The organism is Streptomyces tateyamensis (genome assembly GCF_003205575.1).
Taxonomy (GTDB): domain Bacteria; phylum Actinomycetota; class Actinomycetes; order Streptomycetales; family Streptomycetaceae; genus Kitasatospora; species Kitasatospora tateyamensis.
In genome coordinates, this window is sequence record NZ_PYBW01000081.1 from 124588 (window position 1) to 149030 (window position 24443).

Below are 24443 nucleotides of genomic sequence, written 5' to 3' on the forward strand. Positions count from 1 at the left end.
GGGGCGCACTCGCCGCGGTGGACCGTACGGTTTGGCGATAGTCCGTCAGCCGAGCAGCGCGTAGCCTGGCAGCGTCAGGAAGTCGACGAAGTCCTCGGCGAGCGAGACCTGCTCGAAGAGCCCGCGCGCCTCGGCCCACCGGCCGGCCGCGTACGCCTCGTCGCCGAGTTCGGCCCGCAGGCCGTCCAGCTCCTGCGAGACCAGTCGGCGCACCAGCTCGGCGGTGGCCTTCTCGCCGGTGTCGGCCAGCACCACGCCGTTGTTGATCCACTGCCAGATCTGCGAGCGGGAGATCTCGGCGGTGGCGGCGTCCTCCATCATGTTGAAGATGCCGACCGCGCCCAGGCCGCGCAGCCAGGCCTCGCAGTAGCGCAGGCCGACCGCGACCGCGTTCTGCAGCCCGGCCTCGGTGCAGGAGCCGCCGGCCCCGGCGATGTCCAGCAGCTGGGCCGCCGTCACCTGCTCGGTGGACCCGGGGTTCTCCTTCTGGTTCGGCCGCTCGCCGAGGACCGCGTCGAAGCTGGCCCGGGCCACCGGGACCAGGTCGGGGTGGGCCACCCAGGAGCCGTCGAAGCCGCCGCCGGCCTCGCGGTCCTTGTCGGCCTTGACCTTCTCCAGCGCCGCGGCGTTGACCTCGGGGTCCTTGCGGGAGGGGATGAAGGCGGCCATTCCGCCGATCGCGTGCGCGCCGCGCCGGTGGCAGGTCTGCACCAGCAGGCGGGCGTAGGCGGCCATGAAGGGCGAGGTCATGCCGACGCTGTTGCGGTCCGGCAGGATGTACTGCTCGCCCGCGTCGCGGAAGTTCTTCACGATCGAGAACAGGTAGTCCCAGCGGCCGGCGTTCAGCCCGGCGGCGTGCTCGCGCAGCTCGTAGAGGATCTCGTCCATCTCGAAGGCGGCCAGGACCGTCTCGATCAGCACGGTGGCCCGGATGGTGCCGTGCGGGATGCCGAGCTCGCGCTGGGCGTGGGTGAAGACCTCGTTCCAGAGCCGGGCCTCCAGGTGGCTCTCGGTCTTCGGCAGGTAGAAGTACGGGCCAGAGTTGGGGTCCGCCTCGCCCTTGGCCAGCAGCCGCGCGGCGTTGTGGAAGAAGTACAGGCCGAAGTCGAAGAAGGCGCCGGCCACCGGCACCCCGTCCACCAGCAGGTGGCTCTCGTCCAGGTGCCAGCCGCGCGGGCGGACCACCACGGTGGCCAGCTCGGCGGCGGGCTTGAGCTTGTACTCCTTGCCCTGCGGCGAGGTGAAGTCGATCCGGTCCTCGAAGGCGTCGATCAGGTTGACCTGGCCCGAGACCACGGCCTGCCAGGTGGGCGAGGTGGCGTCCTCGAAGTCGGCCAGCCAGACCTTGGCGCCGGAGTTGAGCGCGTTGATCACCATCTTGCGGTCGGTGGGACCGGTGATCTCGACCCGGCGGTCCTGCAGCGCCCGCGGTGCGGGGGCGACCTGCCAGTCCGCGGCGCGGATCTCGGCGGTCTCGGGCAGGAAGTCGAGGGTGCCGGCCGCGGCGATCTCGGCCCGGCGGGTGTGGCGGCGGGCGAGCAGTTCCTGGCGGCGCCCCTCGAAGGCCCGGTGCAGGCCGACCACGAAGGCGACCGCCTGCGGGGTGAGCACCTCCTCCGAGCGGGGAACGCGCGGACCGGCCAGGGTGACGACCGGAGCGGCGGCGGCGCCCGGGGCGGTCCCCGGCCGAGAGCTGGAAGATCCCTGGCTGGAAGATCCCTGGTCGGTAGCCATGGGCTGGACACTCCTTGGACGGTTGAACTCTGTAGGGAGCCGCGGTAGCGGCTTCCCTCGGTACCGACCCACCTACTGGCGAGTTGGATTCTGTAAAGTGGAGACTAGTTTCCGCGATACAGAATTTCAACGGTTTGTTGAGTGGATCGCCGGGACTCTACTCCTCCCCCGACAGCGAAGGGAACGCCGGTGGCCAGCACCCCCGCCCCCGACCGAAGCAGTGGCAGCGTGCAGTCCGTCGAGCGCGCCTTCCAGCTGCTGGAAGCCCTCGCCGACGCCGGTGGCGTGGCCACCCTCAGCGAACTGTGCACCAGTTCGGGCCTGCCGATGCCGACCATCCACCGCCTGGTCCGTACCCTCGCACAGCAGGGATATGTCCGCCAGGACACCGCGCGGCGCTACACCCTGGGTCCGCGGCTGATCCGCCTCGGCGAGACTGCCAGCCGGCTGCTCGGCAGCTGGGCCCGGCCGTACCTGGCCGAACTGATGGAGGCCACCGGGGAGACCGCCAACCTCGCGGTGCTGGAGGGCGGCGAGGTGGTCTACGTCGGCCAGGTGCAGTCCCGGCGCTCGATGCGGATGTTCACCGAGGTCGGCCGCCGGGTGCAGCCGCACTGCACGGGGGTCGGCAAGGCGCTGCTGGCCCAGCTGGCCGAGGGCGAGGCGCGCGGCGTGCTCGGCACCCAACCGCTGCCCGCGCACACCGAGTTCACCGTCACCGATGTCGACGCGCTGTTCGCCCAGTTGGCCCACGCCCGCGAGGTCGGCTACGTGGTGGACGACCAGGAGCAGGAGATCGGCGTGCGCTGCATCGCGGTGGCGGTCCCGGGCGCACCGACTCCCACCGCGCTCTCGGTCTCCGGCCCCGAGGCCCGGATCCGGGCGCTGGAGGAACAGGCGGGCGGCGCGGGCCTGGTGACGGTGATGCGGCAGATCGCCCAGCGCCTCGGCGCGGCGCTCGCCGCCTGATCGCGGGGGCGCCTAACCTCGCCCCATGAAGCGCAACTGGGTGCTCGCCCTCCCGCTCGCCGGTGCGCTGGTGCTGGCGGCTCCGGCCGCGGCGGCCGCACCGCGCGCCACCGGCGCCGACCTGTTCGTGGTGCAGCTCGAGCCGGACCCGGTGGCCCCGGGCGGCACCACCACCGTGCACGCCTTCGTGGCCAACAAGGGCCCGGGCCCGGCCGGGGAGTTCACCGTGACGGTCCGGGTGCCGGCCGGCGCCCGTGCGGTCGGCCCCTACTTCCCCGACAACTGCAGGGCGGACGAGGACGGGCGCCGGGTGCGCTGCACCTTCGGCGCGGGCCTGCCGCCGCAGCGCACCGCGACCGCCCTGGTGCCGGTCCAGGTCTCCGACGAGGCGTCAGGGACTCTGCGCGGCGGGCGGGTCACGGTGCACAGCAGCGGTGACCCGGATCCGGCGAACGACTCGGCGTCCTACGTGATCCAGGTCAGCTGACGCTCGGTCAGCGGTACACCCGCACGTAGTCGGCCGCGAAGCTGATCGGCGCGGAGCCGGCCGGGCCCGGGTGGTACTGGCCGGCGGTGACGGACAGGTTGAGGATCAGGTTGGCCGACCAGTTGGCGCCCACCCCGGTGCCGTCGGAGAACACCTTGACCCCGTTGACGTACCAGTCCACCGAGCTCGCGCCGTAGTAGGTGCCGATGGTCACCCACTGGCCGGCCCGCACGCCGGACGCGTCCGTGTAGTACTTCTGGCCGCCGTTGACGTGGTTGGTCAGCTCCAGCAGGTTCGGGTTGTCCGGGTGGTACTCGAAGGAGTCGATCTCGCTGCCGCCGTTCTGCCAGGTCCACAGCGCCGGCCAGGCACCCGAGCCGGTGGGCAGCTGCACCCGGGTCTCGGCGTAGTCGCCGGTCTTCACCTTGAAGTTCTGGCTGGTGCCCTCGGTGGTCAGCAGCCCGGTGGTCCAGGCCTGCTTGCCGTTCTCCAGGGTGTGGCCGGAGGGCTGGGCGGTGAAGGTGGCGGCGCCGTTGGCCACCTTCACGTCGGACGGGTCGAGCCAGTCGAGCTTGTTGTCGTCCGGGTTGTGGGTGCCGTACTTGTAGGAGCTGCTGGTCGAGCTGTTCCAGCGGCTGCCGTCCAGCGGCCCGTTGAACTCGTCCGACCAGGTCAGCGACTTGCCGGGGATCGGCGAGCCGATGCTCGGGGTCGGGGTGGGCGTCGGGGTCGGGGTCGGGGTCGGCGCCGGAGTGGGCGTGGGGGTCGGCGTGGGGGCCGGGGCCGGGGCCGGGGTCGCGCCGGCCACGGTCAGCTGCTTGCTCGGCAGGTTGTGCCAGGCGCCCGCCTGGTCCTGGTAGTAGCCGAAGACGGTGTACGTGCCGGCCGGGAAGGTGCGCGCGCCGGTGGTCAGCGAGAAGCCGGTCGGGCAGAGCTGGACGTTGCCGCGCGAACCCGGGAAGTCCAGGTTGTTGCCGGCCGCGTCCCGGACGCCGACGCCGACGCTCTGGACGGTGAAGCAGGAGCTGGCGTGCACGGTCAGCTGGGCGCTGGTGGCAGCCCCGGGAGCGGTGCTGGTGGGGGTCAGCCGGTCCTGGCTGACAGTGGGGGCCAGGCGGCCCGGGTTCCAGGACCAGGCGTGGGCCTGGCCGACCATCGGCACCGCGAGCAGGGCGGTGGCGCCGGCCAGGACCCCGAGGCGGGCGGGCGTGGCGGAGCGGATCATGAGCGGTCCTCTTGCGACGCCTGCGGAGTTAGCTGTCGGGTTCGGGCCGCAAGTGGCCCGGCCGCGCGGGCGCGGCTTCACCCCGAGCCGGACCGCGCTCACGGGCTGGAGCGGGGTACGGCGAAGTGCTGTGGGTCCCCCGCTCCTGCCTGTACCGGTGTGCTGTGGGAGCCGGCCGACGGGCAGGCAGGACTCGGCGTCCCGGCGGCTGGGCCCGCCGGGAGCCGGCGGACAGCCTTCAGGCTAGGCAGCTGGGAAGATCGTCATCAACGCGATCTGCCTCACATCCGTGCTGTTCAGCGCGGTCCGGTCGGCTGGCCGGAGCGGTTGGGGGTCGGTTCTTCGGCGCGGTCCGAGGCGGCCGGTCAGCGCGGTCCGGCCCGCCAGGCGGCCGCGGCCGCCACCCGGCTGTGCACCCGCAGCTTGGTGTAGGCGTGCTCCAGGTGCTTGTCCACGGTGCGGGCCGAGACCTCCAGCCGTCGACCGATCTGACGGTCGGTCAGTCCCTGCACCAGCAGGTCCAGCACCGCCGCCTCACGCCGCGTCAGCCGCACCGGCGGCGCAGGCGGCACCGCCGGCGCGGGCGGGGCCAGCCGGTCCAACGCGTGGCTCAGCCGGGCCCGCAGCAGCTCGGCCGATTCCAGGTCGGCCGAGCTGAAGTCGCTGCCGCCGCGGTGCACCACCAGCGCCACCGTGCGCCGCCCGGTCGGCGCCCAGCCGGCCGGGAAGGCCATCGCCAGCTGGTGCTCGGCCCCGACGAGGCGCAGTGCCTCGTTGTAGGTGCCGAGCCGGTGGTACTCGGTGCGCGACTGCAGGTCGGAGCGGCGCACCGGGAAGCCGGGGCCGGTCAGGTCGGTGTGCCGGAAGAGCGGATCGGCCGCCGCGTGCCGGTAGAAGCCGGCCATCGCCTCCGGGGCGAACAGGTCCACCGGGGTGTGCACCGGGGAGCGCCCCGCCGGGGTGCGGACCGACCAGGTCAGCCCGTCCCCGGGCACGGTGCGCAGCAGCAGCGGGAGCAGCGCCGGCAGCAGGCTCTCCTCGTCGGCGGCGTCGAGCAGCAGGTCGATCACCGCGCAGATGCGCCGCAACCCGGCCTCCCCGGACACGCTCACTCTTGGAGCCTGCGCCTGTGGGGAGACCGGGTCAAGCCGGGCCCCGACAAACCCGGCCGGCACCGCCCGGCCCAACGCGAGCGGCTGGTGGGACGGCTCAGCGGCTGGCTGCGTAGACCCGGTTGACCGGGCTCTCGGCGGCCAGCGTCCAGTGGTGCAGCCCGGCCCGGTCGGCCAGGTCGCGCATCGCCTCCTCGCCGGCGTGGTTGCCCATCGCCATCGGCCCGTGCTGGGCCAGCGCGGCGGGCAGGCAGACCGCGACCGAGGCGGAGACCACGGCGCGCCCGATCGGGTTGGCGTTCGCGGTCACGTCGGCCGAGACGTTGGGCTCCACGATCATGCAGGAGCCGTCGTCCGCCAGCGCCTGCTGGGCATGGCTCAGCGCGCCGCCCGGGTCACCCATGTCGTGCAGGCAGTCGAAGAAGGTGATCAGGTCGTAGCCGCTGCCCGGGAAGTCCTGGGCGGTGGCCACGTCGAAGCGGACCCGGTCGCCCATGCCCTTCTCCTGCGCGATCCGGCGGGCCTGCTCGACCGAGGGGCCGTGGAAGTCGAAGCCGTGGAAGCGCGAGTTGGGGTAGGCGTCGGCCATCAGCATGGTCGAGTAGCCGTAGCCGCAGCCCACGTCGGCCACCTCGGCGCCCTCGACCAGCTTGCGCTCGGTGCCGTTCATCGCGGGGATCCACTCCGGGACCAGCGCCCCGGTGTAGCCGGGGCGGAAGAACTTGGCGGTGCCGGAGAAGAGCGCGCCGCTGTGCTCCTCCCAGCCGACCCCGCTGCCGGTGCGGAAGGCCTCCATCAGCGCGTCCTCGGTGCCGTACAGCGCCTGCAGCATGGTGTAGAAACCGGCGCAGTAGGTCGGCGCCTCCGGGTCGGCCAGCACCGCGGCGTGCTCGTCCGGCAGCAGGTAGCTGTCGGCGGCCGCGTCGTACTCGACGTACTCGCCGGCCACCTGGGCGGCCAGCCACTCGCGCAGGTAGCGCTCCTGCAGGCCGGTCTTCGCCGCCAGCTGGGCCGAGGTCACGGGTCCGGCACCGGCCATCGCGGTGTACAGGCCCAGCCGGTCGCCCAGCGAGGTGCACAGTCCGGCCACCGCGGCTCCGCCGTCGGCCACCACCCGCTCCAGGAACTCCATCATCCGTTCTTCGTCCACAGGCATGCGGACCGCCTCCTCCTTCACGCGGGTCCTCGCCACTCCCCCACTCCAGCAGAACGCGAACGTCCCGGGCCATACGGGATTCTCCGTAGGTCCGGGACGGGTAACGCCAGTCAGCTGTGCTGCAGGACCAGCTCCTCCTTGAGAGCGGCGCGGATCTGCTCGCGCAGCTCAGGGCTGTCGGTCTCGCCGTGCACCGAGACCGCATGCTCGGTGGCGGCACGGACGACCTCGTCCTCGGTGCCGGTGATCACCAGCGAGCAGTTGTTCTCGCTCGGCCACTCCCGGCAGTCGGCGACCTTGCGCATGATCGACCTCCCGATCCGCCTCGCCGCCGGGCCGCCGGCGGGCCACCCACCGGCCCGGGGACCGGCGCGCGCCGGTGTGCGGGCGTGTCGCGGAACCATTGTCCCTCCGCGCCGCCGGTCGGATAGTTTGGACCTGCTCGCCCACCCGCTCCGCCGCGCGTCAGGAGAACTCCGCCAGCCATGACCGAGACCGCTGCCCTGCCCGGCTTCGCCGGCCGGACCTACCTCTTCGAGGTCGACAACGGCGCCGCCTTCCGCAACACCTACTCCGCCGACGGCAAGCGGCTGCGCTGGGAGGGGCTGGGCGAGTCGGCCGGTCAGTGGCTGGACGTCGAGCTGCACGTGGCCCAGGTGGCGCCGCAGATCTGGTTCGTCAGCTGGACCGAGGACAGCGGGCTCACCATCAGCCACGTGATGGACCTGGGCGCCATGACGGTGCGGGTGTTCTGGACCTACGAGGGCGAGGGCGGCCGGGTCGGCGAGCTGCACACCGGGCGGCTGCAGCAGGTGGGCTGAGGCCCGGTCAACTGACGTTCCCCCAGGGGCCCGACCGCACTGTTCTCAGGGTCCTGCGGGCTGGGGGTCCTGCGGGTTAAGGTCCGCGCGCCCTACCTCTCGCGGCGGGAACCCTCTGAGCGGACCGGGCTCGCGCCTCCGGCACGCCTGGGCGCACCCTCTGCCACGCCGGGGTGCACCCGGTCCGGCTCAGGCGCGCCAGGCCACGGCGAAGGCGCGGGCCGGGTTCTGGCGCAGCATCAGCTCCACCGCCTGCTCGCCCAGGAGCCGGGTCAGGCGGGGCCGCAGCCCGGTGAGCAGGTGCGGCATGCCCGGGCCGTCGGCGCTCACCGAGCGGGCCGCAGCCGTGGTGGTGTCGCCGCCGAGCAGCAACTGGTGGGCGTGGCCGGCGCCGACGAGTTCGGCGAGCAGCTCGGGCAGCCGCCAGTCGGTCGCGTGGTTGGCGCGGGACGGGCCGTCCACGGCCAGGTAGGCGCCGGCGGCGGCGAGCTCGCGGACCAGGCCGGCGTCGGGGGCGCGGTTGAGGTGCCCCAGGATCACGCTGCTCGCGGGCACCCCCAGCTCGGTGCAGAGCAGCGTGAGCACCTCGGCGGCGGCGCTGCCGTGCTCGTGGTGCACCGCGATCGGCGCGCCGGTGGCGTGGTGGGCGGCGGCGGCCGCGTGCAGGGTGGCCGTCGCGTGCGCGTCGAGGCGGTGGAAGGCGCCGGCCACCTTGATCAGGCCGGCCCGGACCCCGTCGGTGATCCCCTCGGTCAGCTCGGCGGTGAACAGCTCGGCCAGCGTCTCCATCGCCGGCAGCCGCTCGTAGTGCGCCGCGCGGTGCAGGCCGGTGGCGGCCACCAGGTGGACCCCGCTCTCGCGGGCCAGTCCCGGCAGCTCGCCCGCGTGCCGGCCCAGCCCGTGCGGCGTCCACTGCACCACCGCGCGCCCGCCGGCCGCCCGGAAGGCGGCCAGCTCGGCGGCGGCAGCCGCCCGGTCGTCCAGCTCCTGGCCAGGCAGCAGGGCGCTGCGGAAGAACAGGTGGTCGTGCGCGTTGCACAGGCCGAACTCGGCGGGGTCGAGGTCACCGAGCACGGTGCGGATCAGCTTCACTGCGCGTCCAGCCCTTCGAAGGTCGCCGCCGCCACCCGCAGCGCGGCCAGCGCCTTCGGCGCACCGATGTACGGCGCCTGGTGCACCAGTACCTCCACCACCTGCTCCCGGCTCAGCCCGACCCGCAGGGCGCTGCGGATGTGCCCGGTCAGCTGCGGGTCCACCCCGCCGAGGACGGCCAGGGTGGCGATGTTCACCAGCTGGCGCTCGGCCGGGGTGAGCCCCGGGCGCTGGTAGGTGCCGCCGAACAGGCTGGTGACGATCCAGTCCGGGAACCCCGGGGCGATCCGCTCCAGCGCGGGCAGCGCGGCGAGCTGGGTGGCCTCGTCCTGGTACTCGTCCAGGGTCCGGTAGCCGGCCGCGCGGTCGACCACGGCCGGGGTGAGGGAGGTTTCGACGGTCATGGTGCCGCCCTTTCTCTGACACGGTTGCTGCCGCAGACTGTACATACTAGTAGGTACAGAGCACCAGAGGCGGCCCCCTGAACGTGCGCGGGCATCGGCACCGACGTGCACCGACGCCGCCGAAAAAGGCTGGACAGCACGGGGGGAAGGGACGATAGGGTGCCGGAATAGTTGAATCTTCATGCGTTGTTGTCCGGGCCGGTAGTCCGAATACACCGAAGGGAGTCAAGACCGTGAAAGCCCTCTCCCCCGCCGAGGAGTACGCCCGGGCGCAGCTGTTCTTCGATGCCAAGGCCTACGCGGACGCGGCTCTCATCCTGGAGCCGCTCGTCACCGCCGAGCCCGGGCAGCTGGCCGCCCGGCTGCTGCTGGCCCGCAGCTTCTACCACTCCGCCCAGCTGAACCGCGCCGCCGCCGAGCTGCGCCGGGTCCTGGAGCAGGATCCGGCCGAGAGCTACGCGCACCTGATGCTCGGCCGCACTCTGGAACGCCAGGGCCACCCCGACCAGGCCCGCCCGCACCTGCGCCTGGCCGCCGCGATGACCGACCCCGGCGCCTGACCCGGCCGTCCCCCACGAACCGCCGCCCGCCCGCACCCCCACGCGGGCGGGCGGCTCCCTGGGTCCGCGCCTGCGGCTACTGGAACAGCAGCCGCAGGGCGAGGCCTGCGATCAGGGCACTGGCGAGCAGGGCGGTGGCCAGGCGGGCGCCGGGGGTGGTGAGGAGGCGGCCCAGGACGGAGCCGCCGGTGGCGAGCAGCAGCTGCCAGGAGGCCGAGGCCAGGAAGGCGGCCAGCACGAAGAGGGTCGCGCTGCCCGGGTGGGCCACCCGGCCGCCGAGGACCAGGGCCGCGAAGTAGACGACGGTGGCCGGATTGAGCAGGGTCAGCCCGAGCAGGGCCAGGTAGGCGCGCGAGGGGGAGGCCGCCAGCACCGAAGGACTGGTGCCGGCACTGCGGCGGGCAGCCCGGGCGGTCCGCGCGGCGATCACCAGCAGCACGGCAACGGCCGCCCAGCGCAAGGGAGTCGACACCGGCTCCAGGATCTCCACCAGCCCCTGGCCGCCGAGCACGGCAAGCGCCGCGTACACCCCGTCGGCCGTCGCCACCCCGAGTGCGGCGGCCGAGGCGACCCGCCAGCCGGCCCGCGCGGCCAAGCCCACCAGCAGCGCGCCGATCGCACCCACCGGCACCGCGATCCCGTAGCCGGCCCACAGGCCGGCCAGCAGCGCGCCCGTCACGGCGCGGCGGGTATGGTCCGCTCCGGCGAGAAGGCGGTCTGCTGTCGGCGCGCGGCTTCCGCGTGGCGGCGGGTGAGCGGGCGCGGTGGCAGCGTCGTGGTCATGCGGGACATGCTGCTCGCGGGAGCACGGGCGGGGCAAACGGTTTTGGCGGGTCCGCTACAGCTCCCCCCGACCGCCTCCGGCACTGCTCACTGCCCTCGTTCGATCCGCTGCTGGTTCTCCACCAGGCGCAGGCACAGGTGGCGCAGTTGGGCCAGCTCCTGCGGGGTGCAACCGTCGAACAGGGCAGCCATGGCGCGCCGACTGGGCTCGCGGAAGGCGGCGAGCCAGTCCTGGCCGGCCACGGTGAGGTGCACCCGGACGGAGCGGCGGTCCTGCGGATCGGCCCCGCGGGCGGCGAGCCGCTCGCGCTCCAGGGTGTCCACCAGTCCGGTGACGTTGCGCGAGCTCACCCCGCCGGCCCGAGCCAGCTCGCCGATGCTCAACCCCTCGGCGCCGGCGCTGCTCAGGCGCACCAGCACGTCCAGCGCTCCCGCGCTCACCCCGCGCCCGTCAACGCCCTGCCCCCGCAGCCGCTCGACCGCCTGCGCCGCCGACCGCACCGCCGCCGCCGTCTCCAGGGCGAGCGTGTCACCCCCTTGCGTGAACACGCTCATCGCCGACCGGACGGCGGGGGCGTAGCGGTGGCCGTCGGGGTCGGTGGGATGGGGGGCGGACATTTATATACCTCATTCTTAGTTGAATATCACTCTAGCCGATCTCACGCTCCGTGAACAGTGGCAGGCCATCAGGGGCGGTTTCGTGGTGAACAGTAGACGGAGCGTCACCGCTGGGCGAGGAAGACCAGTTCCTTGCCCGGGCGATCCGGGGCGTCGCGGACCTCGCGCAGTTGGTAGCCCTGGGCGGCCAGGTCGGCGGCCACCTCGTCGCGACTGCGGAAGCGCAGGGTCGAGTCGGAGATCAGCCGGCGGCCGTCGGCGGCGAAGGCGTAGTGCCATCGAAAGCTCACCAAGGGGCCCGACACGTCGAGGAGTTCGACCCAGCTCTCCACCGCGCCGAAGTCCGGGAGCTCGGTGACCCGGTAGGAGTCGGCGCGGTTCCACTGCTCCCAGGCGCGGCGGGCCGGGTCGCGGGTCTCGAACACCAGGTGGCCGCCGGGGCGCAGGGCGTCGTGCGCCCCCGCGAGGGTGGCCCGCCACTGGGCGGGGTCGGTGATCTGCTGGGCGGTGTTCGCCGTCATGGTGGCGAGGTCGGCCTGGAGCGGGGGCAGCGTCGTCGCGTCACCGACCAGCCAGCGCACCCGCTCGGCACCGGGCTTGCCCCGGGCCACCTCGACGGACGCCGCGGCCGGGTCGACCCCGACCACCGCCACCCCGAGCTCCGCGAGCAGCAGCGCGAAGACCCCGGTCCCGCAGCCGATGTCCAACACCCGCCCGGCGCCGAGCTGTTCGGCGATCTCCAGGTAGGCGGGCAGGTCGCCGCGGTCGGGGTCGAGCGGGTCGTAGAGCGCTGCCAGCAGCGGGTGGTCGAACTCGTTGGCCATGGCGCGACCGTACCCGCCGACGCCGCTCGACCACCCGCGGTTTTCCCTTACCGGCCACCGGCGTTGAGCAGCAGGCTGGGCGTGCAGGTCAGGATGCTGCTGCCCTGCTGCGGGCGGTTGTGGGGGATCGCGTTCTGGGTCGCGCGGGTGAGGATCCACGACTTCAGGGCAGCCGGGGGCAGGCCGCCGCTGGCGGCCTTGTAGAGCGCGGCGACGCCGGCTGCCGTCGACCGCCATCGGCACCGAGCCGCCGTCCCGGCGGAGCCGAGGCTCCGCCGGGACGGCGTGGGACTCCGTCACATCGCAGTGGCACGGTCACGTTCCGTCACTTCCGAGAAAATCGCTCGATCGTTCGATTTCGACTTGAATCTTGGCGAACGAATGTTCGATCCTTGACCTCGTGGCCACCCCCGTACTTCTCCCGCACGCGGCGCCGGCGCCGATCGAGGGCGGACCGGTGCTGGGCGGGCTGCTGCCCGGGATCAAGCGGGGCACCGCGGTCTCCGTGGCGGGGGACGCCGGCCTGCTGCTGGCGCTGGCGACCGGGGCCGGTCCGGAGCGGGACGGGTGGTGCGCCGCCGTGGGGCTGCCGGAGCTCGGGCTGCTCGCGGCCACCGGGTACGGCATCGACCCCGGCCGGCTGCTGCTCGCCGACCGCCCCGGCCGGCAGTGGCCCGAGGTGGTGGCCGCGCTGGCCGGCGGGGTCGAGGTGGTCCTGCTGCGCCCGCCCGGCGAGGTGGCTCCGCAGCTGGCGGCCCGGCTCGGGGCGGTGCTGCGGCGCACCGGGTGCGTGCTGCTGGTGGCCGGCGACTGGCCGGGGGCCGCGCTGCGGCTGAGCGTGCGGCGCAGCCGCTGGGTGGGTCTGGGGGCGGGGCACGGCCTGCTGGCCGGGCGGCAGGCCGAGGTCCTGGTGGAGGGCCGGGGCGCCGCCGCGCGCGGGCGGTCCGGGTGGCTCTGGCTGCCCGACGAGCACGGCGTGGTCCGTGCGCTGACCCCGGCCGAGCAGGCCGAGGCGGACGGTACTCGGGGCGGCGCCCTCGCGCCCGCCGCGGTCGGGGTGGGGTCCGGCGGGCAGCCGTCGGGCGACGCGGTGGGGCGGGGCCGGCTGACGGCGGTGTGACATGGCTGGCGACGAGAGCGGCGCGGCGCGCGTCCTGGTCCTCTGGTACCCCGACTGGCCGATCACCGCCACCGGCGGGGCCGCGGCGGGCGAGGTGGCGGTGGTCGCGGACGGCCGGGTGCTGGCCTGCTCCGACGGGGCCCGGCTGGCCGGGGTGCGGCGCGGCCAGCGGCTGCGGCTGGCCCACCGGCTCTGCCCCGAGCTGCGGCTGCGCGAACGGGACCCGGCGGCCGAGACCCGCCGGTTCGAGCCGGTGCTGGCCGCCGTCGAGGAGTTCACCCCCCGGGTGGAGGTGCTGCGCCCCGGCCTGTGCGCGCTCGCGGTCAAGGGGCCGGCCCGCTACTTCGGCGGCGAGCAGGAGCTGGCCGCGCTGCTGTACGAGCGGCTGGCCGAGCTGAGCCCCGAGCCCGGGCCCGACCGGGCCGGCGACTGGGGCGGGCCGGCCCGCCCGCCGGAGCAGCAGCCCGCGCCGCAGACCCCGCTGCCCCGGATCGGCATCGCCGACGGCGTCTTCGCCGCCGTGCTCGCCGCCCGGGCCGAGGTGCTGGTCCCGGCCGGCCGCACCGCGGAGTTCCTCGCCCCGTACCCGGTCGGCGTCCTCGCCGACCAGCACGGCTCCGATCAGCAGGGCGCCGGGCGGCAGAGCGCCGACCGGCAGCTGGCCGAGCTGCTGGTCCGGCTCGGCCTGCCCACCCTCGGCGACCTGGCCCGGCTGCCCGTCCACGCCGTGGCCGACCGGTTCGGCCCCGCCGGGCTGGCCGCGCACCGGCTGGCCCGCGGCCTGGAGGCCCGGCTGCCGGCCACCCGCGGGCCGGGCCCGGAGCTCGCGGTGGAGCAGCTGTTCGACCCGCCGGAGCTGCTGGCCGAGCCACTGGTCTTCGTCGGCCGGACGCTGGCCGAGCAGTTGCACCAGCAGCTGGCCGGCGCCGGCCTGGCCTGCCGCCGGGTCTCGGTCGAGGTGAGCTGCGCGGACGGCAGTTCGGCGGCCCGGCTCTGGCAGCACGAGGGCCGGCTGCCCCCGGCCGCGCTGGCCGAACGGGTGCGCTGGCAGTTGCAGGCCTGGCAGACCTCGGGCCAGTTCGGGCCGACGGCCGGGGGGTTCACCGCACTGCGGCTGGTCCCGGACGAGCTGGTGGCCGACCACGGCCGGCAGCTCGCGCTGTGGGGGCAGGCGCTGGCCGCCGACCGGGTGGAGCGGGCCGCCGCCCGGGTGCAGGCGCTGCTCGGCTACGGCGGGCTGACCCGGGTGGAGCGGGTCGGCGGGCGCGGTCCGGACGAGGTGCTGGCCAGAGTGGTCTGGGGCGAGGAACCGGAGGCGCCCGCCGACCGGGACGCGCCCTGGCCGGGCCGGCTCGGCCACCCCGCGCCGGGCTGGGTGCCGCCGGAGCCGGTGCCGGTGACCGTGCTGGACGCGGCCGGGCAGCCGGTCGGGGTGACCGGTCGGGCCGAGGTCTCGTCAGCGCCCACCCAGCTGGTGCTGGCCGGCCGGATCTCGGTGGTCACCGCCTGGGCCGGGCCCTGGCCGGCCGTCGAGCGCTGGTGGGACCCGCAGCGGGCCCGCCGCCGGGCCCGGTTCCAGGTGACCCTGGCCGACGGGCGGGCGCTGCTGCTGGTCCTGGAGGGCGGCGCATGGGCGGTGGAGGGCGCCTATGCCTGACGCGGCGCCAGTCCGACGCACCCTCAGCAACCATCAGTAGCGACGCACCATCAGCACGTGTGTACCGAGCAAGGACCCCCGCACCATGGGCTTCGACAGCCAGCACCACCTCTCCTGGCCCCAGTTGCGCCACCGGATGACCGTCCCGGCCGGCCGGGACGCCGCCGCGCCCGAGCCGCCCCGCACACCCCCGGCCCCGCCGCCGCGCCCGGACCCCGCCACCGTGCTGCCCTGGGCCGAGCTGCACGTGCACTCCGCGTTCAGCTTCCTGGACGGCGCGAGCGAACCGGAGGACCTGGTCGCCGAGGCCCTGCGGCTGGGCGTGGAGAGCCTGGCGGTGACCGACCACGACGGCCTGTACGGCGCGGTCCGGCTCAGCCAGGCCGCCGCGGGCACCGGCCTGCGCACCGTCTTCGGCGCCGAGCTCGGCCTGCGCGCGGCCTCCGGCCTGCCCGGCGAGCACCTGCTGGTGCTGGCCCGCTCCCCCACCGGGTACCGCCGGCTCTCCGCCGAGATCGCCGCCGCCCAACTGGCCGGCGAGGGCAAGAACCGCCCGGTCTACGCCTTCGACCGGCTGGCCGGGGCACACGGCGGTGAGTGGGCGGTGCTCACCGGCTGCCGCTCCGGCCGGGTCCGGCGGGCCCTGCGGGACGGCGGCGAGGGCCCGGCGCTGCGCGAACTGCTCGAGCTGGCCGAGGCGTTCGGCCGGGAGAACGTCTTCGTCGAGTTGATCGACCACCGCCTGCCCGGGGACGACCCGCGCAACGACCGGCTGGCCGCGCTCGCCGCCCGGGCCGGCCTGGCCACCGTGGCCTCCAACAACGTGCACCACGCCACCCCGGGCGAGGGGCGGTTGGCCCAGGGGCTGGCCGCGCTGCAGGCCCGGCGCACCGTGCGGGAGGCGGCCGGCTGGACCAGGGCGGCCGGCACCGCGCACCTGCGCTCGGGCGTCGAGATGGCCCGGCGGCTGGCCCGGTTCCCCGGTGTGCTGGCCGCCACCGCCGCGCTCGGGCGCGACTGCGCCTTCGAGTTCGCCAGGCTGACGCCCCAGTTGCCCGGCTTCCCGGTGCCCGAGGGCGGGACCGAGTTCGGCCTGCTGCGCGAGCTCACCCTGCGCGGCGCCGCGGCCCGCTTCGGCACCGCGGCCGAACACCCCGAGGCCCACGCCCAGTTGGCCAAGGAGCTGGACGTGATCGAACGCCTGGAGCTGGCCGGCTACTTCCTCATCGTGCACGACCTGGTGGAGTTCTGCCGCACTACCGGCATCTGGTGCCAGGGCCGCGGCTCGGCCGCCAACTCGGCGGTCTGCTACGCGCTGGGCATCACCGCCGTGGACCCGATCCGCTACCAGCTGCTGTTCGAGCGCTTCCTGAGCATGGAGCGGGACGGCCCACCCGACATCGACCTGGACATCGAGCACCGCCGACGCGAGGAGGTGATCCAGTACGTCTACCAGCGCTACGGGCGCGGGCACGCCGCCCAGGTGGCCAACGTGATCACCTACCGCCCCCGGCTGGCCCTGCGCGACGCAGCCCGCGTACTGGGGTACCCAATGGAGCAGGTGAACGCCTTCTCCCGGCAGGTGGACTTCTACGGGCCACCGGGCGAGGACGCGGTGATCCCCGCCGACGTGCTCGAACTCGGCGCCCAACTGCACGGCCTGCCGCGCCACCTGGGCATCCACTCCGGCGGCATGGTGCTCACCCGGGAGCCGATCGGCCAGATCTGCCCCACCGAATGGGCCCGGATGCCGGGCCGCTCGGTGCTGCAGTGGGACAAGGAGTCCACCGCGGGCGCCGGCCTGGTCAAGATCGACCTGCTCGGCCTGGGCATGCTCTCCGCCCTGCACGACACCTGCGACCTGGTCGCGGCCCACCACGGCCGCCGGCTGGACCTGGCGAGCATCCCGCCGGATGACGCGGCGGTCTACGAGATGCTCTGCCGGGCCGACACGGTGGGCGTCTTCCAGGTCGAGTCGCGGGCCCAGATGTCCACCCTGCCCCGGCTCAAGCCGCGCGAGTTCTACGACCTGGTGGTGGAGGTCGCACTGATCCGCCCGGGTCCGATCCAGGGCGGCTCGGTCCACCCGTACCTGCGCCGCCGGGCCGGCCAGGAGGCCCCCGACTGCCCGCACCCGCTGATGAAGCGGGCCCTGGACAAGACCCTCGGGGTCCCGCTGTTCCAGGAGCAGATGATGCAACTGGCCATCGACTGCGCCGGGTTCACCGGCGCCGAGGCGGACCGGCTGCGCCAGGCGATGGGCGCCAAGCGGTCCCACCAGCGGGTGGCCGAGCTGCGCCAGCGGCTGCTGGACGGGATGGCCGAGCGCGGCATCCCGGCCGAGGTGGCCGAGGACGTCTTCACCAAGATCGAGGCCTTCTCCAACTACGGCTTCCCGGAGAGCCATTCGATCAGCTTCGCCTACCTGGTGTACGCCAGCGCCTGGTTGAAGTACCACTACCCGGCCGCCTTCACCTGCGCGCTGCTGGCCAACCAGCCGATGGGCTTCTACTCCCCGCTCAGCCTGATCTCGGACGCCCGCCGGCACGGGGTCACGGTCCACCCCGTGGACGCCAACACCAGCGCGGCGGGCCCGAGTCTGGAGGGGCCCGGGGACGCCCCGGCGATCCGGCTCGGCCTGGCTTCGGTGCGCGGGCTGGGCGAGGAGCAGGCGGCCCGGGTGGCGGCCGGGCAGCCGTACCGGGACCTGGAGGACTTCGCGCACCGCACCGCGCTGCCGGCCCCGGTGCTGGAGGCGCTGGCCACCGCCGGGGCGTTCCGCTGCTTCGGACTGACCAGGCGTCAGGCGCTCTGGGCCGCAGGTGCGTTGGCGGTACGCCAGGCGGGCGAGCTGCTGCCGGGCAGCACGCCGGGCACCGAGGCGCCGGAACTGCCCGCGATGACGCCGGTGGAGGAGACCATCGCCGACCTGTGGGCGACCGGCGCCTCGGCCGACAGCCACCCCGTGGAGCACGTGCGTCCGGCGCTGCGGCACATCGGCGCGGTCACCGCCGAGCAGCTGGCCGGCCTGCCGCACGGCCAGGAGCTGATCATCGGGGGGCTGGTGACACACCGGCAGCGGCCGCCGACGGCCGGCGGGGTGCTCTTCCTCAGCCTGGAGGACGAGACCGGGCTGATCAACGTGGTCTGCAACCGCCCGGTCTGGGAGCCGCACCGCCGCACCGCCCTGGACCGGGCCGGCCTGCTGATCCACGGCCGGCTGGAGCGCAACCAGGGCGCGGTCAACGTGGTCGCCACCCGGATCTCACCACTGCGGGTGGCGGTGGCCTGACCGTTGACTACGAGGCGCTGCGCAGCAGCAGCGCCGAGACCGGGACGAAGCCGCCCGCCCCGCCGGTGGCCGGGTCCTCGCCGGTGCTGCGGCGGATCATCGCGCGCGCGATGCGCTGCGCCTGCGCCTTGGCCCGCTCCGCCACCGGCCCCTGGTGCCGGCCGTCCACGGCGGCGGCCCACAGCTGCACCCAGCGCCCGTAGTGCTCGGCGGTCAGCGGCAGCGCGGCGTGCGGAGCGAACAGGTTGCGCCGGTACTCGCCCGAGCGCAGCAGCGCCACGGCCCAGAAGTCGGCGATGTGCGGCAGGTGGGCCACCAGGTCCATCCCCGCGAACCGCGGGCCGATCAGCGGGTCGGCGAAGGCGGCCGCGTAGAACCGGCGCAGCAGGTCCACCAGGTCCGCGCGGTCGGTGATGTCGGGACGCATCCGGATACCCCTCCTCGCCGGTGCCGGGCCTCCACCGTACTAGGCCTGTTTCAGAAGTGGCGCCGTCGCGGCCGCTGCTACGGGCGTGAGGACCAGACCGGGCACTCGACGCGGTGGGTGGTGAGCATGACGACGGTGCCGCCCTCCGTCACCTTTCGGGTGAGGACGACCTCGCAGCAACTCACGGTCCGGGGCCGGCGAGGCACGAAGCCTTCCAGCCCGCTCCGATCGTTCGGGTCGTCCTGGAGGAGCGGCAGGTCGCGGTCCGGGGTCTCGGTGTCCTGCCACCGCGGCGCATCCCCGGAAAGGGTGGAGATCGATCGGCCGGACCGCTCCCTCGGGGTACCTCGGCGGGGAACTTGGTCGACGGGGACCCCGAGGGAGCGGGCTCGTGCGTGCAGGCGTCGGCGGTTGCGGCGTTCGGACATGGCACCACCCTGCCCGCCCGACCTTCCTCCGCGCCACTCACCCCGGGGTCGGCCACCGTGTCGCCGAGGCGGGCGAGCCGGGGGCGCTCGGGCAGTTTCCGATGCGAGCAGTACTTGCCGCATGGGAAAGTACCTGCTACTTTCCCTATAGGAAAGTACTGGCGCGAGGAGGAATGCCATGGACAGGCCCAGCCCCGCCGAGGCCCGAGAAGCGCTGGCCCGGGCCCGCCAGGCCCGCCTCGACAGCGCCGACGCACTCCGCACGCCCTGGTGGCTGTGGGCCGCACTCGGCGCCGTCCTGGCACTGTTCGCCGCCGCCAACGACTTCGGTTCCACCGCCCAGGAGGTCGCCGCCCTCGGGCTCGGCGCCCTCGCCGTCGCCTGGGTCGTCGCCGGGCGTCGCAGCCCCCGCGTCGCCGCAGCCGCCGGCGCCCTGCACCGCAGCGCCCTGCCCGGGTACGCCTGGCTGCCCGTCCTGCTGATCGGGCTCGCTTTCGGCGCCGTCCAGCTCTTTGCCGGACCTGCCCTGCGCCGCCTGCTGACCGGCTCCGGTATGCCCGCCTGGGTCCGCGACCATCCGTACACCGCCTCGGCTCTCCCGTACGCCGTCTTCAGCGTCGCCGCGGGCCTGCTGATCAACGTGGTGGTGCGCCGGACGGCTCGTCGCGTGGCGGCCCGATGAGCGCGACCGGCCGGCCGGCCGGCGGCGCGCCCGACGCCCTCCTCGGCCTGGAGCAACTCCTCCTGGACCCGACCAGGTTGACCATCGTCTCCCTGGTCTCCGCCACCACCTGGTGCGAGTTCGCCTTCGTCCGTGACCAGGCGCGGCTGAGCGACTCCGCCCTGTCCAAGCAGCTCACCACGCTCGACAACGCCGAGTTCGTGGAGATCCGCAAGGGCCACGTCGGCAAGCGGCCCCGCACCTGGGTGCGGGCCACCGCGGCCGGCCGGGAACGGCTGCGCGCACACCTGGCCGCCCTCCAGCAGATCGCGGACCGCGCCCAGCAGGCCGCCGCGGATCACCCCGAGGCCGAGGCGAACCCGACCGGGTGATCCAGGTCCGGGGCGGGCAGCGCGCACCGTGGGGACGGGACAGCCCGTAGGCTGCTCGGGTGATCGAACTGGTGATCTTCGACTGTGACGGCGTACTGATCGACAGCGAGCCGATCGGTGTCGAGGTGGACAAGGTGGCGCTGGCGGCGCTCGGCCTGCCGATGGGCGAGCAGGAGATCGTCGAACGGTTCGTCGGCCTCTCGCACCGGGCGAAGACGGCGGCGCTGGAGCAACTGCTCGGCCGCAGCCTGCCCGCCGACTGGTGGGAGGAGTACCGGCCGCTGCACACCCGGCTGACCGAGGAGCGGCTGGCCCCGGTCGAGGGGATCACCGCGGTGCTGGCCCAGCTCGGCCTGCCCGACTGCGTGGCCTCCAACAGCAGCCACCGCTGGCTGCGCCGGGGCCTGGGTCTGACCGGGCTGTACGAGCGGTTCGCCGGGCGGATCTTCAGCGGCGCCGAGGACGTGGCCCGCGGCAAGCCGGCCCCCGACCTGTTCCTGCACGCGGCCCGCACCTTGGGCGCCGACCCGGCCCGCTGCGTGGTGATCGAGGACAGCCCGCACGGCCTGGCCGCGGCCAACGCGGCCGGCATCCCCGCCTTCGCCTACACCGGCGGCGTCAACCCGGCCACCCGCCTGACCGGCCCGGGCCGGGTCCTCTTCGACGACATGCGCAAGCTGCCGGAACTCCTGGCCGCCCACCCGGGCCCAGCAGCAGCGTAGTCCCCCCGCGAACTGGCAGGATGGCGGCCATGAGCTACCTCGCGGCCGACTCCCGCTACGCCTCGATGACCTACCGCCGCGCCGGGCGCAGCGGCGTGCAACTGCCCGCCGTCTCGCTCGGCCTGTGGCACAACTTCGGTGACTCGCAGCCCCTGGAGGTACAGCGCGCGGTCCTGCGCCGGGCCTTCGACCGCGGGGTGACCCACTTCGACCTGGCGAACAACTACGGCCCGCCGTACGGCTCGGCGGAGAAGAACTTCGGCCACCTGTTCGCCCAGGACTTCCGCCCGTACCGGGACGAGCTGTTCATCGCCAGCAAGGCCGGCTGGGACATGTGGCCCGGCCCGTACGGCGACGGCGGCAGCCGCAAGTACCTGCTGGCCAGCCTGGACCAGTCGCTGGGCCGGATGGGCCTGGACTACGTGGACGTCTTCTACTCGCACCGCTACGACCCCGGCACCCCGCTGGAGGAGACCATGGGCGCGCTGGCCACCGCGGTGCGCCAGGGCAAGGCGCTGTACGCGGCGATCTCCAACTACCCGGCCGAGCAGCACCGCGAGGCGGTGGCGATCCTGCGCGAGCTGGGCACCCCCGCGCTGCTCAACCAGAGCGCCTACTCGATCCTGGACCGCCGGCCCGAGCACGAGGGCGTGCTGGACGCGGTCGGCGAGACCCAGACCGCGCTGATCGCCTACTCCCCGCTGGCCCAGGGCCTGCTGACGGACCGCTACCTGAGCGGCCAGGTGCCGGCCGGCTCGCGGATGTCGGTGGGCCACTTCCTCAAGGAGCAGGCCCTCACCCCGCAGAAGCTGGAGCAGCTGCGGGCGCTGGCCAAGGTCGCCGAGCGGCGCGGCCAGAGCCTGGCCCAGCTGGCGCTGAGCTGGGTGCTGCGGGACGAGCGGGTGGTCTCGGTGATCATCGGCGCCAGCAGCGTGGCCCAGCTCGACCAGAACCTCGACGCGCTGGCGGCCGGACCGCTGACCGCCGACGAGCTGGCCGAGATCGACCGGCTGGCCGGCTGATCCGGCAACGGACCGGGCCCGGCCGCTGCTGCTCAGCGGCCGGGCCCGGACGGATTCGACTGACGGTGCGTCAGCCCTGGTTGAACGGAACGTACTTGTAGCCGACCCGGCGCACCGTGACGATGCTGGCGCGGTGACCGGCGCCCAACTTGCGGCGCAGCCGGGCCACGTGGACGTCCACCGTGCGGCCGTCGCCGACGTGGCCGTAGCCCCAGACCGTGCTGACCAACTGGTCGCGGGTGTGCACCCGCTGCGGGTGCTGGGTCAGGTGGGCGAGCAGTTCGAACTCCAGGTAGGTGAGGTCGAGCAGCTCGCCGTCCACGTGGGCGGTCCGGCGGTCCGGGTCGACCGAGATGCCGTGCGGACTCGGGGTCGGCGCGGCCACCGGACCGGCGGCGGGCTCGGGGGCGGCGGCGGGCACCAGCACCAGGTAGCCGACCATCGGCCGGTCCCCCTGCGGTGCGCCGTACTGGGCGAGTGCGGACGGCGGCAGGGCCGCCACCACGGTGGCCCCGTCCGGCAGTGAACCGTGCAGCTCGGGGGCGATCGGGGCGTCGGGGACCAGCTGCAGCGGCGGATTGGGCACCGGGCGCAGGTGCGGGGTGGACAGGAGGGGCGGGGTCAGAATGGCCGTCGAGGAGGACATGAGGCAGCTCTTTCGCGCGAGAACGTGTGGGTGGACGTCGTCTGCGCGTCGGTAGGACTCTGCTGTCCGCACCGCGATCGTCAGGGCCCGGGATACTGCTGGGGGCCGATCAGCGGTGCGCGAGCCGGGACGCGCGCTGCGCGCCCGGACAGATCTGGTCGAAGAGGTGCGGCTGCCGGGACGGCCAGAACGGCTCGAGGTCCTGACGACCTCGGCTCGCGTCCACGGTGGTAGGCATGGCCCCCATTCAACCAGATCCCCGCGCCCCGGACCATGCCCGACGGCCTGTCAGCCGACTCGGCGCCGGGCCGCCGCGTGCTCCACCAGCCGCACCAGCACGTCCCGCGAGTCCTCCCGGCGGCGCGCGTCGCACAGCAGCACCGGCACCTCGGGGTCCAGGTCCAGTGCGGACCGCACGTCCTCGGCCGCGAAGACCTCGGTGCCCTCGAAGCAGTTCACCGCGATCACGAACGGGATCCCGCGCTGCTCGAAGAAGTCCACCGAGGGGAAGCAGTCGGCCAGCCGCCGGGTGTCGGCCAGTACCACCGCGCCCAGCGAACCGCGCGCCAACTCGTCCCAGACGAACCAGAACCGGTCCTGCCCCGGGGTGCCGAACAGGTAGAGCGCGAGCCCGGGCCGCAGGTCGATCCGGCCGAAGTCCATCGCCACCGTGGTGGTGTCCTTGCCCTCCACCCCGACCAGGTCGTCCAGCGGCCGACCGGCCTCGCTGAGCCGCTCCTCGGTGCGCAGCGGCCGGATCTCGCTCACCGAGCCGACCATGGTGGTCTTGCCCACCCCGAAGCCGCCGGCCACCAGGATCTTCAGCGAGATCCCGCCGGGCAGCCGGTTCCCGGCCTCGCCGGTCGGGCCGCCCGGGCCGGCGGTACCAGCCGTGCCGTCAGAGTGCGCGGAGGCCATTGATCACTTCCCGGAGCAGGTGCTCGTCCGGCAGTTCGGCGAGCGGGACAGGGCGGGTGACGTCGATCAGCTCGGCGTCGTCGAGGTCCCCGAGCAGCACCCGGACCACGCTGACCGGCAGGTCGGTGTAGGAGCCGAGCTCGGCGACCGAGAGCGGCTCGTCGGCGCACAGGTCGAGGATCGCCTGGTGCTCCGGATCGAGCACCGGTTCGGGCAGCAGCGGGTCACGGTCGGCGGCGGACCTGGCCGAGACCATCGAGATCAGGTCGAAGTAGCCGTCACCGGCCGGGCGGGTGCGACCGCGGGTGAGCGAGAAGAGCCGGACCATCGGGCCCGCCTCGTCGTCGTACCAGCGGTCGGCCGGCTGCCCGGGCACCGCCGGCCCGGTGGCCTCGGACGGCGCGTCCGCCGACTCCACCGGGTCGTCCTCGGGCGCTCTGCCGCTCATCCGGCCGGATTCCGCGGTTCGGCGGCCAGGTGCTCCCCGACCCGCTTGACCAGCAGGGCCATCTCGTAGGCGATCTGGCCGATGTCGGAGTCGGCATCGCTGAGCACCGCCAGGCAGCTGCCGTCACCGGCGGCGGTGATGAACAGGAAGGCCTCGTCCAGCTCCACCATGGTCTGCCGCACGCCGCCCACGTCGAAGTGCCGGCCGGCGCCCTTGGCCAGGCTGTGGAAGCCGGCCGCCACGGCGGCCAGGTGCTCGGCGTCCTCCCGGCCCAGGCCCTGCGAGGCGCCGGTGGCCAGGCCGTCGCTGGAGAGGATGACCGCGTGCCGCAGCGACGCGACCCGCCCCACCAGGTCATCCAGAAGCCAGTTGAGGTCGCCGGACGGCTGGGTCATTGCGGTCATCGATCAGGATCCTTCCGCTGGTGCGGGTGGTGCTGGGCTTGGTGCGACCGGCAGTGCCGGGGGTACGGGGGACGGCGCGAGGGCGCGCCGGGTGGCCAACGGGGGCGGGGCGTAACCGGCGGGCCCCGCTGACGGGATGTCGGGCGCCGGGACCACCGGGCCCGGCTCGGCCCGGCCGCGGCTGAACCCGCGCTGGAAGGAGCTGAACGCGGCCCGGGCCTCCTCCGGCGAGCGCTCGCGCGCCGCCGCGGCCCGCTCGCCCTCGGCCGGATCCACCGCGGCGGCGCGCAGTTGCGGGGCGAGGTTGGCCTGCCGCACCCGGCGCGGCAGCAGGCCGCCGGCCACCGGACCCGGCACCTCGGCGCCCACCGCCGGGTCGACCGGCGGCGCGTCGGCCACTGGCGCCCCGTCAGCCCGTGCCGCGTCAGCCCGTGCCGCCTCCTCGAGCCGCCGGTGCCGACCGGAGCCCTCGGGCGGCGGCACCAGGGTCGGCCCGCCCGACCGCCGGCGCGGCAGCCCGC

Annotated in this window: 27 protein-coding genes, 1 pseudogene and 1 riboswitch; of the genes and pseudogenes, 11 read left to right on the top strand and 17 right to left on the bottom strand. The window is 74.4% G+C overall.

Features of this window, described 5'->3' with window-relative positions:
- Positions 1–45: 45 nt before the first annotated feature.
- On the bottom strand, positions 46–1734 hold the full coding sequence (gene aceB, locus C7C46_RS21755; protein WP_110671563.1) for a malate synthase A: 1689 nt from the start codon (positions 1732–1734) through the stop codon (positions 46–48).
- Positions 1735–1923: 189 nt separating this feature from the next.
- Between aceB and C7C46_RS21760 the strand changes: the two genes are divergently transcribed.
- Together C7C46_RS21760 and C7C46_RS21765 are read left to right on the top strand one after the other, a co-directional pair.
- Positions 1924–2703 (top strand): IclR family transcriptional regulator, encoded by a 780-nt coding sequence (locus C7C46_RS21760; protein WP_110671564.1) that lies wholly within the window; start codon positions 1924–1926, stop codon positions 2701–2703.
- A gap of 25 nt (positions 2704–2728) precedes the next feature.
- Positions 2729–3190: a DUF11 domain-containing protein gene (locus tag C7C46_RS21765; protein ID WP_110671565.1), complete on the top strand. Its 462-nt coding sequence runs from the start codon at positions 2729–2731 to the stop codon at positions 3188–3190.
- Between the two features lie 7 nt (positions 3191–3197).
- Here the strand turns inward: C7C46_RS21765 and C7C46_RS34380 are convergent, their stop codons facing one another.
- The 4 genes from C7C46_RS34380 to C7C46_RS21785 form a co-directional block, all read right to left on the bottom strand.
- Complete coding sequence (locus tag C7C46_RS34380; RefSeq protein WP_245984683.1) at positions 3198–4415, bottom strand: glycoside hydrolase family 16 protein; 1218 nt, start codon at positions 4413–4415, stop codon at positions 3198–3200.
- Between the two features lie 3 nt (positions 4416–4418).
- Positions 4419–4585: riboswitch (cyclic di-AMP (ydaO/yuaA leader) on the bottom strand.
- A 195-nt stretch (positions 4586–4780) separates the two neighbouring features.
- On the bottom strand, positions 4781–5527 hold the full coding sequence (locus tag C7C46_RS21775; RefSeq protein ID WP_110671566.1) for a LuxR family transcriptional regulator: 747 nt from the start codon (positions 5525–5527) through the stop codon (positions 4781–4783).
- Between the two features lie 97 nt (positions 5528–5624).
- Positions 5625–6683 carry a class I SAM-dependent methyltransferase gene (locus C7C46_RS21780; protein ID WP_110671597.1) on the bottom strand — a complete coding sequence of 353 codons (1059 nt, stop codon included), beginning with the start codon at positions 6681–6683 and terminating at the stop codon, positions 5625–5627.
- Positions 6684–6793: 110 nt separating this feature from the next.
- Positions 6794–6988, bottom strand: a complete 195-nt coding sequence (locus C7C46_RS21785; RefSeq protein ID WP_181442458.1) for a DUF1059 domain-containing protein — start codon at positions 6986–6988, stop codon at positions 6794–6796.
- Between the two features lie 180 nt (positions 6989–7168).
- Between C7C46_RS21785 and C7C46_RS21790 the strand changes: the two genes are divergently transcribed.
- Positions 7169–7504, top strand: a complete 336-nt coding sequence (locus C7C46_RS21790) for a MoaF-related domain-containing protein (RefSeq protein ID WP_110671567.1) — start codon at positions 7169–7171, stop codon at positions 7502–7504.
- Positions 7505–7693: 189 nt separating this feature from the next.
- Here C7C46_RS21790 and C7C46_RS21795 read toward each other — a convergent pair whose 3' ends face one another.
- Both C7C46_RS21795 and C7C46_RS21800 read right to left on the bottom strand, forming a co-directional pair.
- Positions 7694–8596, bottom strand: coding sequence for a phosphotriesterase family protein (locus tag C7C46_RS21795; protein WP_110671568.1), 903 nt, complete (start codon positions 8594–8596; stop codon positions 7694–7696).
- On the bottom strand, positions 8593–9000 hold the full coding sequence (locus C7C46_RS21800; protein WP_110671569.1) for a carboxymuconolactone decarboxylase family protein: 408 nt from the start codon (positions 8998–9000) through the stop codon (positions 8593–8595). The genes C7C46_RS21795 and C7C46_RS21800 overlap by 4 nt, the downstream gene beginning before the upstream one ends.
- 233 nt (positions 9001–9233) lie before the next feature.
- Between C7C46_RS21800 and C7C46_RS21805 the strand changes: the two genes are divergently transcribed.
- The gene (locus C7C46_RS21805; RefSeq protein WP_110671570.1) at positions 9234–9560 is read left to right on the top strand and encodes a tetratricopeptide repeat protein; all 327 of its coding nucleotides are present in this window, start codon (positions 9234–9236) and stop codon (positions 9558–9560) included.
- 76 nt (positions 9561–9636) lie between these two features.
- On the opposite strand, the gene C7C46_RS21810 is transcribed toward C7C46_RS21805, so the two are convergent.
- From C7C46_RS21810 to C7C46_RS21820, 3 genes are all read right to left on the bottom strand, one after another.
- The gene (locus C7C46_RS21810; protein WP_110671571.1) at positions 9637–10239 is read right to left on the bottom strand and encodes a LysE family transporter; all 603 of its coding nucleotides are present in this window, start codon (positions 10237–10239) and stop codon (positions 9637–9639) included.
- 191 nt (positions 10240–10430) lie between these two features.
- Positions 10431–10961 (bottom strand): MarR family winged helix-turn-helix transcriptional regulator, encoded by a 531-nt coding sequence (locus C7C46_RS21815; protein WP_110671572.1) that lies wholly within the window; start codon positions 10959–10961, stop codon positions 10431–10433.
- Between the two features lie 104 nt (positions 10962–11065).
- The gene (locus tag C7C46_RS21820; RefSeq protein WP_110671573.1) at positions 11066–11785 is read right to left on the bottom strand and encodes a class I SAM-dependent methyltransferase; all 720 of its coding nucleotides are present in this window, start codon (positions 11783–11785) and stop codon (positions 11066–11068) included.
- A 400-nt stretch (positions 11786–12185) separates the two neighbouring features.
- Between C7C46_RS21820 and C7C46_RS21825 the strand changes: the two genes are divergently transcribed.
- The 3 genes from C7C46_RS21825 (at position 12186) to C7C46_RS21835 (ending at position 17854) form a co-directional block, all read left to right on the top strand.
- Positions 12186–12905 carry a hypothetical protein gene (locus tag C7C46_RS21825; RefSeq protein WP_110671574.1) on the top strand — a complete coding sequence of 240 codons (720 nt, stop codon included), beginning with the start codon at positions 12186–12188 and terminating at the stop codon, positions 12903–12905.
- Between the two features lies 1 nt (position 12906).
- Positions 12907–14562: a DNA polymerase Y family protein gene (locus C7C46_RS21830; RefSeq protein WP_110671575.1), complete on the top strand. Its 1656-nt coding sequence runs from the start codon at positions 12907–12909 to the stop codon at positions 14560–14562.
- A gap of 85 nt (positions 14563–14647) precedes the next feature.
- Positions 14648–17854: an error-prone DNA polymerase gene (locus tag C7C46_RS21835; protein ID WP_110671576.1), complete on the top strand. Its 3207-nt coding sequence runs from the start codon at positions 14648–14650 to the stop codon at positions 17852–17854.
- 7 nt (positions 17855–17861) lie between these two features.
- Here the strand turns inward: C7C46_RS21835 and C7C46_RS21840 are convergent, their stop codons facing one another.
- Complete coding sequence (locus tag C7C46_RS21840; RefSeq protein WP_110671577.1) at positions 17862–18281, bottom strand: group III truncated hemoglobin; 420 nt, start codon at positions 18279–18281, stop codon at positions 17862–17864.
- 606 nt (positions 18282–18887) lie between these two features.
- Here C7C46_RS21840 and C7C46_RS21850 point away from each other — a divergent pair.
- From C7C46_RS21850 to C7C46_RS21865, 4 genes are read left to right on the top strand one after another with little or no spacing between them, the layout of a single operon-like run.
- The gene (locus C7C46_RS21850) at positions 18888–19391 is read left to right on the top strand and encodes a hypothetical protein (RefSeq protein ID WP_110671579.1); all 504 of its coding nucleotides are present in this window, start codon (positions 18888–18890) and stop codon (positions 19389–19391) included.
- Entirely contained in the window at positions 19388–19762 is a 375-nt protein-coding gene (locus C7C46_RS21855; protein WP_110671580.1) for a transcriptional regulator, read from the top strand. The genes C7C46_RS21850 and C7C46_RS21855 overlap by 4 nt, the downstream gene beginning before the upstream one ends.
- 59 nt (positions 19763–19821) lie before the next feature.
- Complete coding sequence (locus C7C46_RS21860) at positions 19822–20484, top strand: HAD family hydrolase (protein WP_245984685.1); 663 nt, start codon at positions 19822–19824, stop codon at positions 20482–20484.
- A gap of 29 nt (positions 20485–20513) precedes the next feature.
- On the top strand, positions 20514–21506 hold the full coding sequence (locus C7C46_RS21865) for an aldo/keto reductase (protein ID WP_110671581.1): 993 nt from the start codon (positions 20514–20516) through the stop codon (positions 21504–21506).
- 70 nt (positions 21507–21576) lie between these two features.
- Here the strand turns inward: C7C46_RS21865 and C7C46_RS21870 are convergent, their stop codons facing one another.
- The 6 genes and pseudogenes from C7C46_RS21870 to C7C46_RS21890 form a co-directional block, all read right to left on the bottom strand.
- On the bottom strand, positions 21577–22152 hold the full coding sequence (locus C7C46_RS21870) for a winged helix-turn-helix domain-containing protein (protein ID WP_110671582.1): 576 nt from the start codon (positions 22150–22152) through the stop codon (positions 21577–21579).
- A 109-nt stretch (positions 22153–22261) separates the two neighbouring features.
- Positions 22262–22390, bottom strand: a complete 129-nt coding sequence (locus C7C46_RS37385; protein ID WP_281278574.1) for a hypothetical protein — start codon at positions 22388–22390, stop codon at positions 22262–22264.
- Between the two features lie 50 nt (positions 22391–22440).
- Entirely contained in the window at positions 22441–23070 is a 630-nt protein-coding gene (locus tag C7C46_RS21875) for a GTP-binding protein (protein ID WP_110671583.1), read from the bottom strand.
- Positions 23051–23518, bottom strand: coding sequence for a DUF742 domain-containing protein (locus tag C7C46_RS21880; protein ID WP_110671584.1), 468 nt, complete (start codon positions 23516–23518; stop codon positions 23051–23053). The genes C7C46_RS21875 and C7C46_RS21880 overlap by 20 nt, the downstream gene beginning before the upstream one ends.
- On the bottom strand, positions 23515–23922 hold the full coding sequence (locus C7C46_RS21885; RefSeq protein WP_110671585.1) for a roadblock/LC7 domain-containing protein: 408 nt from the start codon (positions 23920–23922) through the stop codon (positions 23515–23517). Before C7C46_RS21885 ends, C7C46_RS21880 begins: the two co-directional genes overlap by 4 nt.
- Positions 23923–23925: 3 nt before the next feature.
- A pseudogene (locus tag C7C46_RS21890) lies at positions 23926–24443 on the bottom strand (hypothetical protein); the annotation flags it as partial.

Coding starts and splice junctions, on each gene's coding strand:
- aceB (WP_110671563.1), bottom strand. CDS start 1,734: ATGGCTACCGACCAGGGATCTTCCAGCCAGGGATCTTCCAGCTCTCGG.
- C7C46_RS21765 (WP_110671565.1), top strand. CDS start 2,729: ATGAAGCGCAACTGGGTGCTCGCCCTCCCGCTCGCCGGTGCGCTGGTG.
- C7C46_RS34380 (WP_245984683.1), bottom strand. CDS start 4,415: ATGATCCGCTCCGCCACGCCCGCCCGCCTCGGGGTCCTGGCCGGCGCC.
- C7C46_RS21780 (WP_110671597.1), bottom strand. CDS start 6,683: ATGCCTGTGGACGAAGAACGGATGATGGAGTTCCTGGAGCGGGTGGTG.
- C7C46_RS21785 (WP_181442458.1), bottom strand. CDS start 6,988: ATGCGCAAGGTCGCCGACTGCCGGGAGTGGCCGAGCGAGAACAACTGC.
- C7C46_RS21790 (WP_110671567.1), top strand. CDS start 7,169: ATGACCGAGACCGCTGCCCTGCCCGGCTTCGCCGGCCGGACCTACCTC.
- C7C46_RS21800 (WP_110671569.1), bottom strand. CDS start 9,000: ATGACCGTCGAAACCTCCCTCACCCCGGCCGTGGTCGACCGCGCGGCC.
- C7C46_RS21815 (WP_110671572.1), bottom strand. CDS start 10,961: ATGTCCGCCCCCCATCCCACCGACCCCGACGGCCACCGCTACGCCCCC.
- C7C46_RS21820 (WP_110671573.1), bottom strand. CDS start 11,785: ATGGCCAACGAGTTCGACCACCCGCTGCTGGCAGCGCTCTACGACCCG.
- C7C46_RS21830 (WP_110671575.1), top strand. CDS start 12,907: ATGGCTGGCGACGAGAGCGGCGCGGCGCGCGTCCTGGTCCTCTGGTAC.
- C7C46_RS21835 (WP_110671576.1), top strand. CDS start 14,648: ATGGGCTTCGACAGCCAGCACCACCTCTCCTGGCCCCAGTTGCGCCAC.
- C7C46_RS21840 (WP_110671577.1), bottom strand. CDS start 18,281: ATGCGTCCCGACATCACCGACCGCGCGGACCTGGTGGACCTGCTGCGC.
- C7C46_RS21850 (WP_110671579.1), top strand. CDS start 18,888: ATGGACAGGCCCAGCCCCGCCGAGGCCCGAGAAGCGCTGGCCCGGGCC.
- C7C46_RS21855 (WP_110671580.1), top strand. CDS start 19,388: ATGAGCGCGACCGGCCGGCCGGCCGGCGGCGCGCCCGACGCCCTCCTC.
- C7C46_RS21865 (WP_110671581.1), top strand. CDS start 20,514: ATGAGCTACCTCGCGGCCGACTCCCGCTACGCCTCGATGACCTACCGC.
- C7C46_RS21870 (WP_110671582.1), bottom strand. CDS start 22,152: ATGTCCTCCTCGACGGCCATTCTGACCCCGCCCCTCCTGTCCACCCCG.
- C7C46_RS37385 (WP_281278574.1), bottom strand. CDS start 22,390: ATGCCTACCACCGTGGACGCGAGCCGAGGTCGTCAGGACCTCGAGCCG.
- C7C46_RS21875 (WP_110671583.1), bottom strand. CDS start 23,070: ATGGCCTCCGCGCACTCTGACGGCACGGCTGGTACCGCCGGCCCGGGC.
- C7C46_RS21880 (WP_110671584.1), bottom strand. CDS start 23,518: ATGAGCGGCAGAGCGCCCGAGGACGACCCGGTGGAGTCGGCGGACGCG.
- C7C46_RS21885 (WP_110671585.1), bottom strand. CDS start 23,922: ATGACCGCAATGACCCAGCCGTCCGGCGACCTCAACTGGCTTCTGGAT.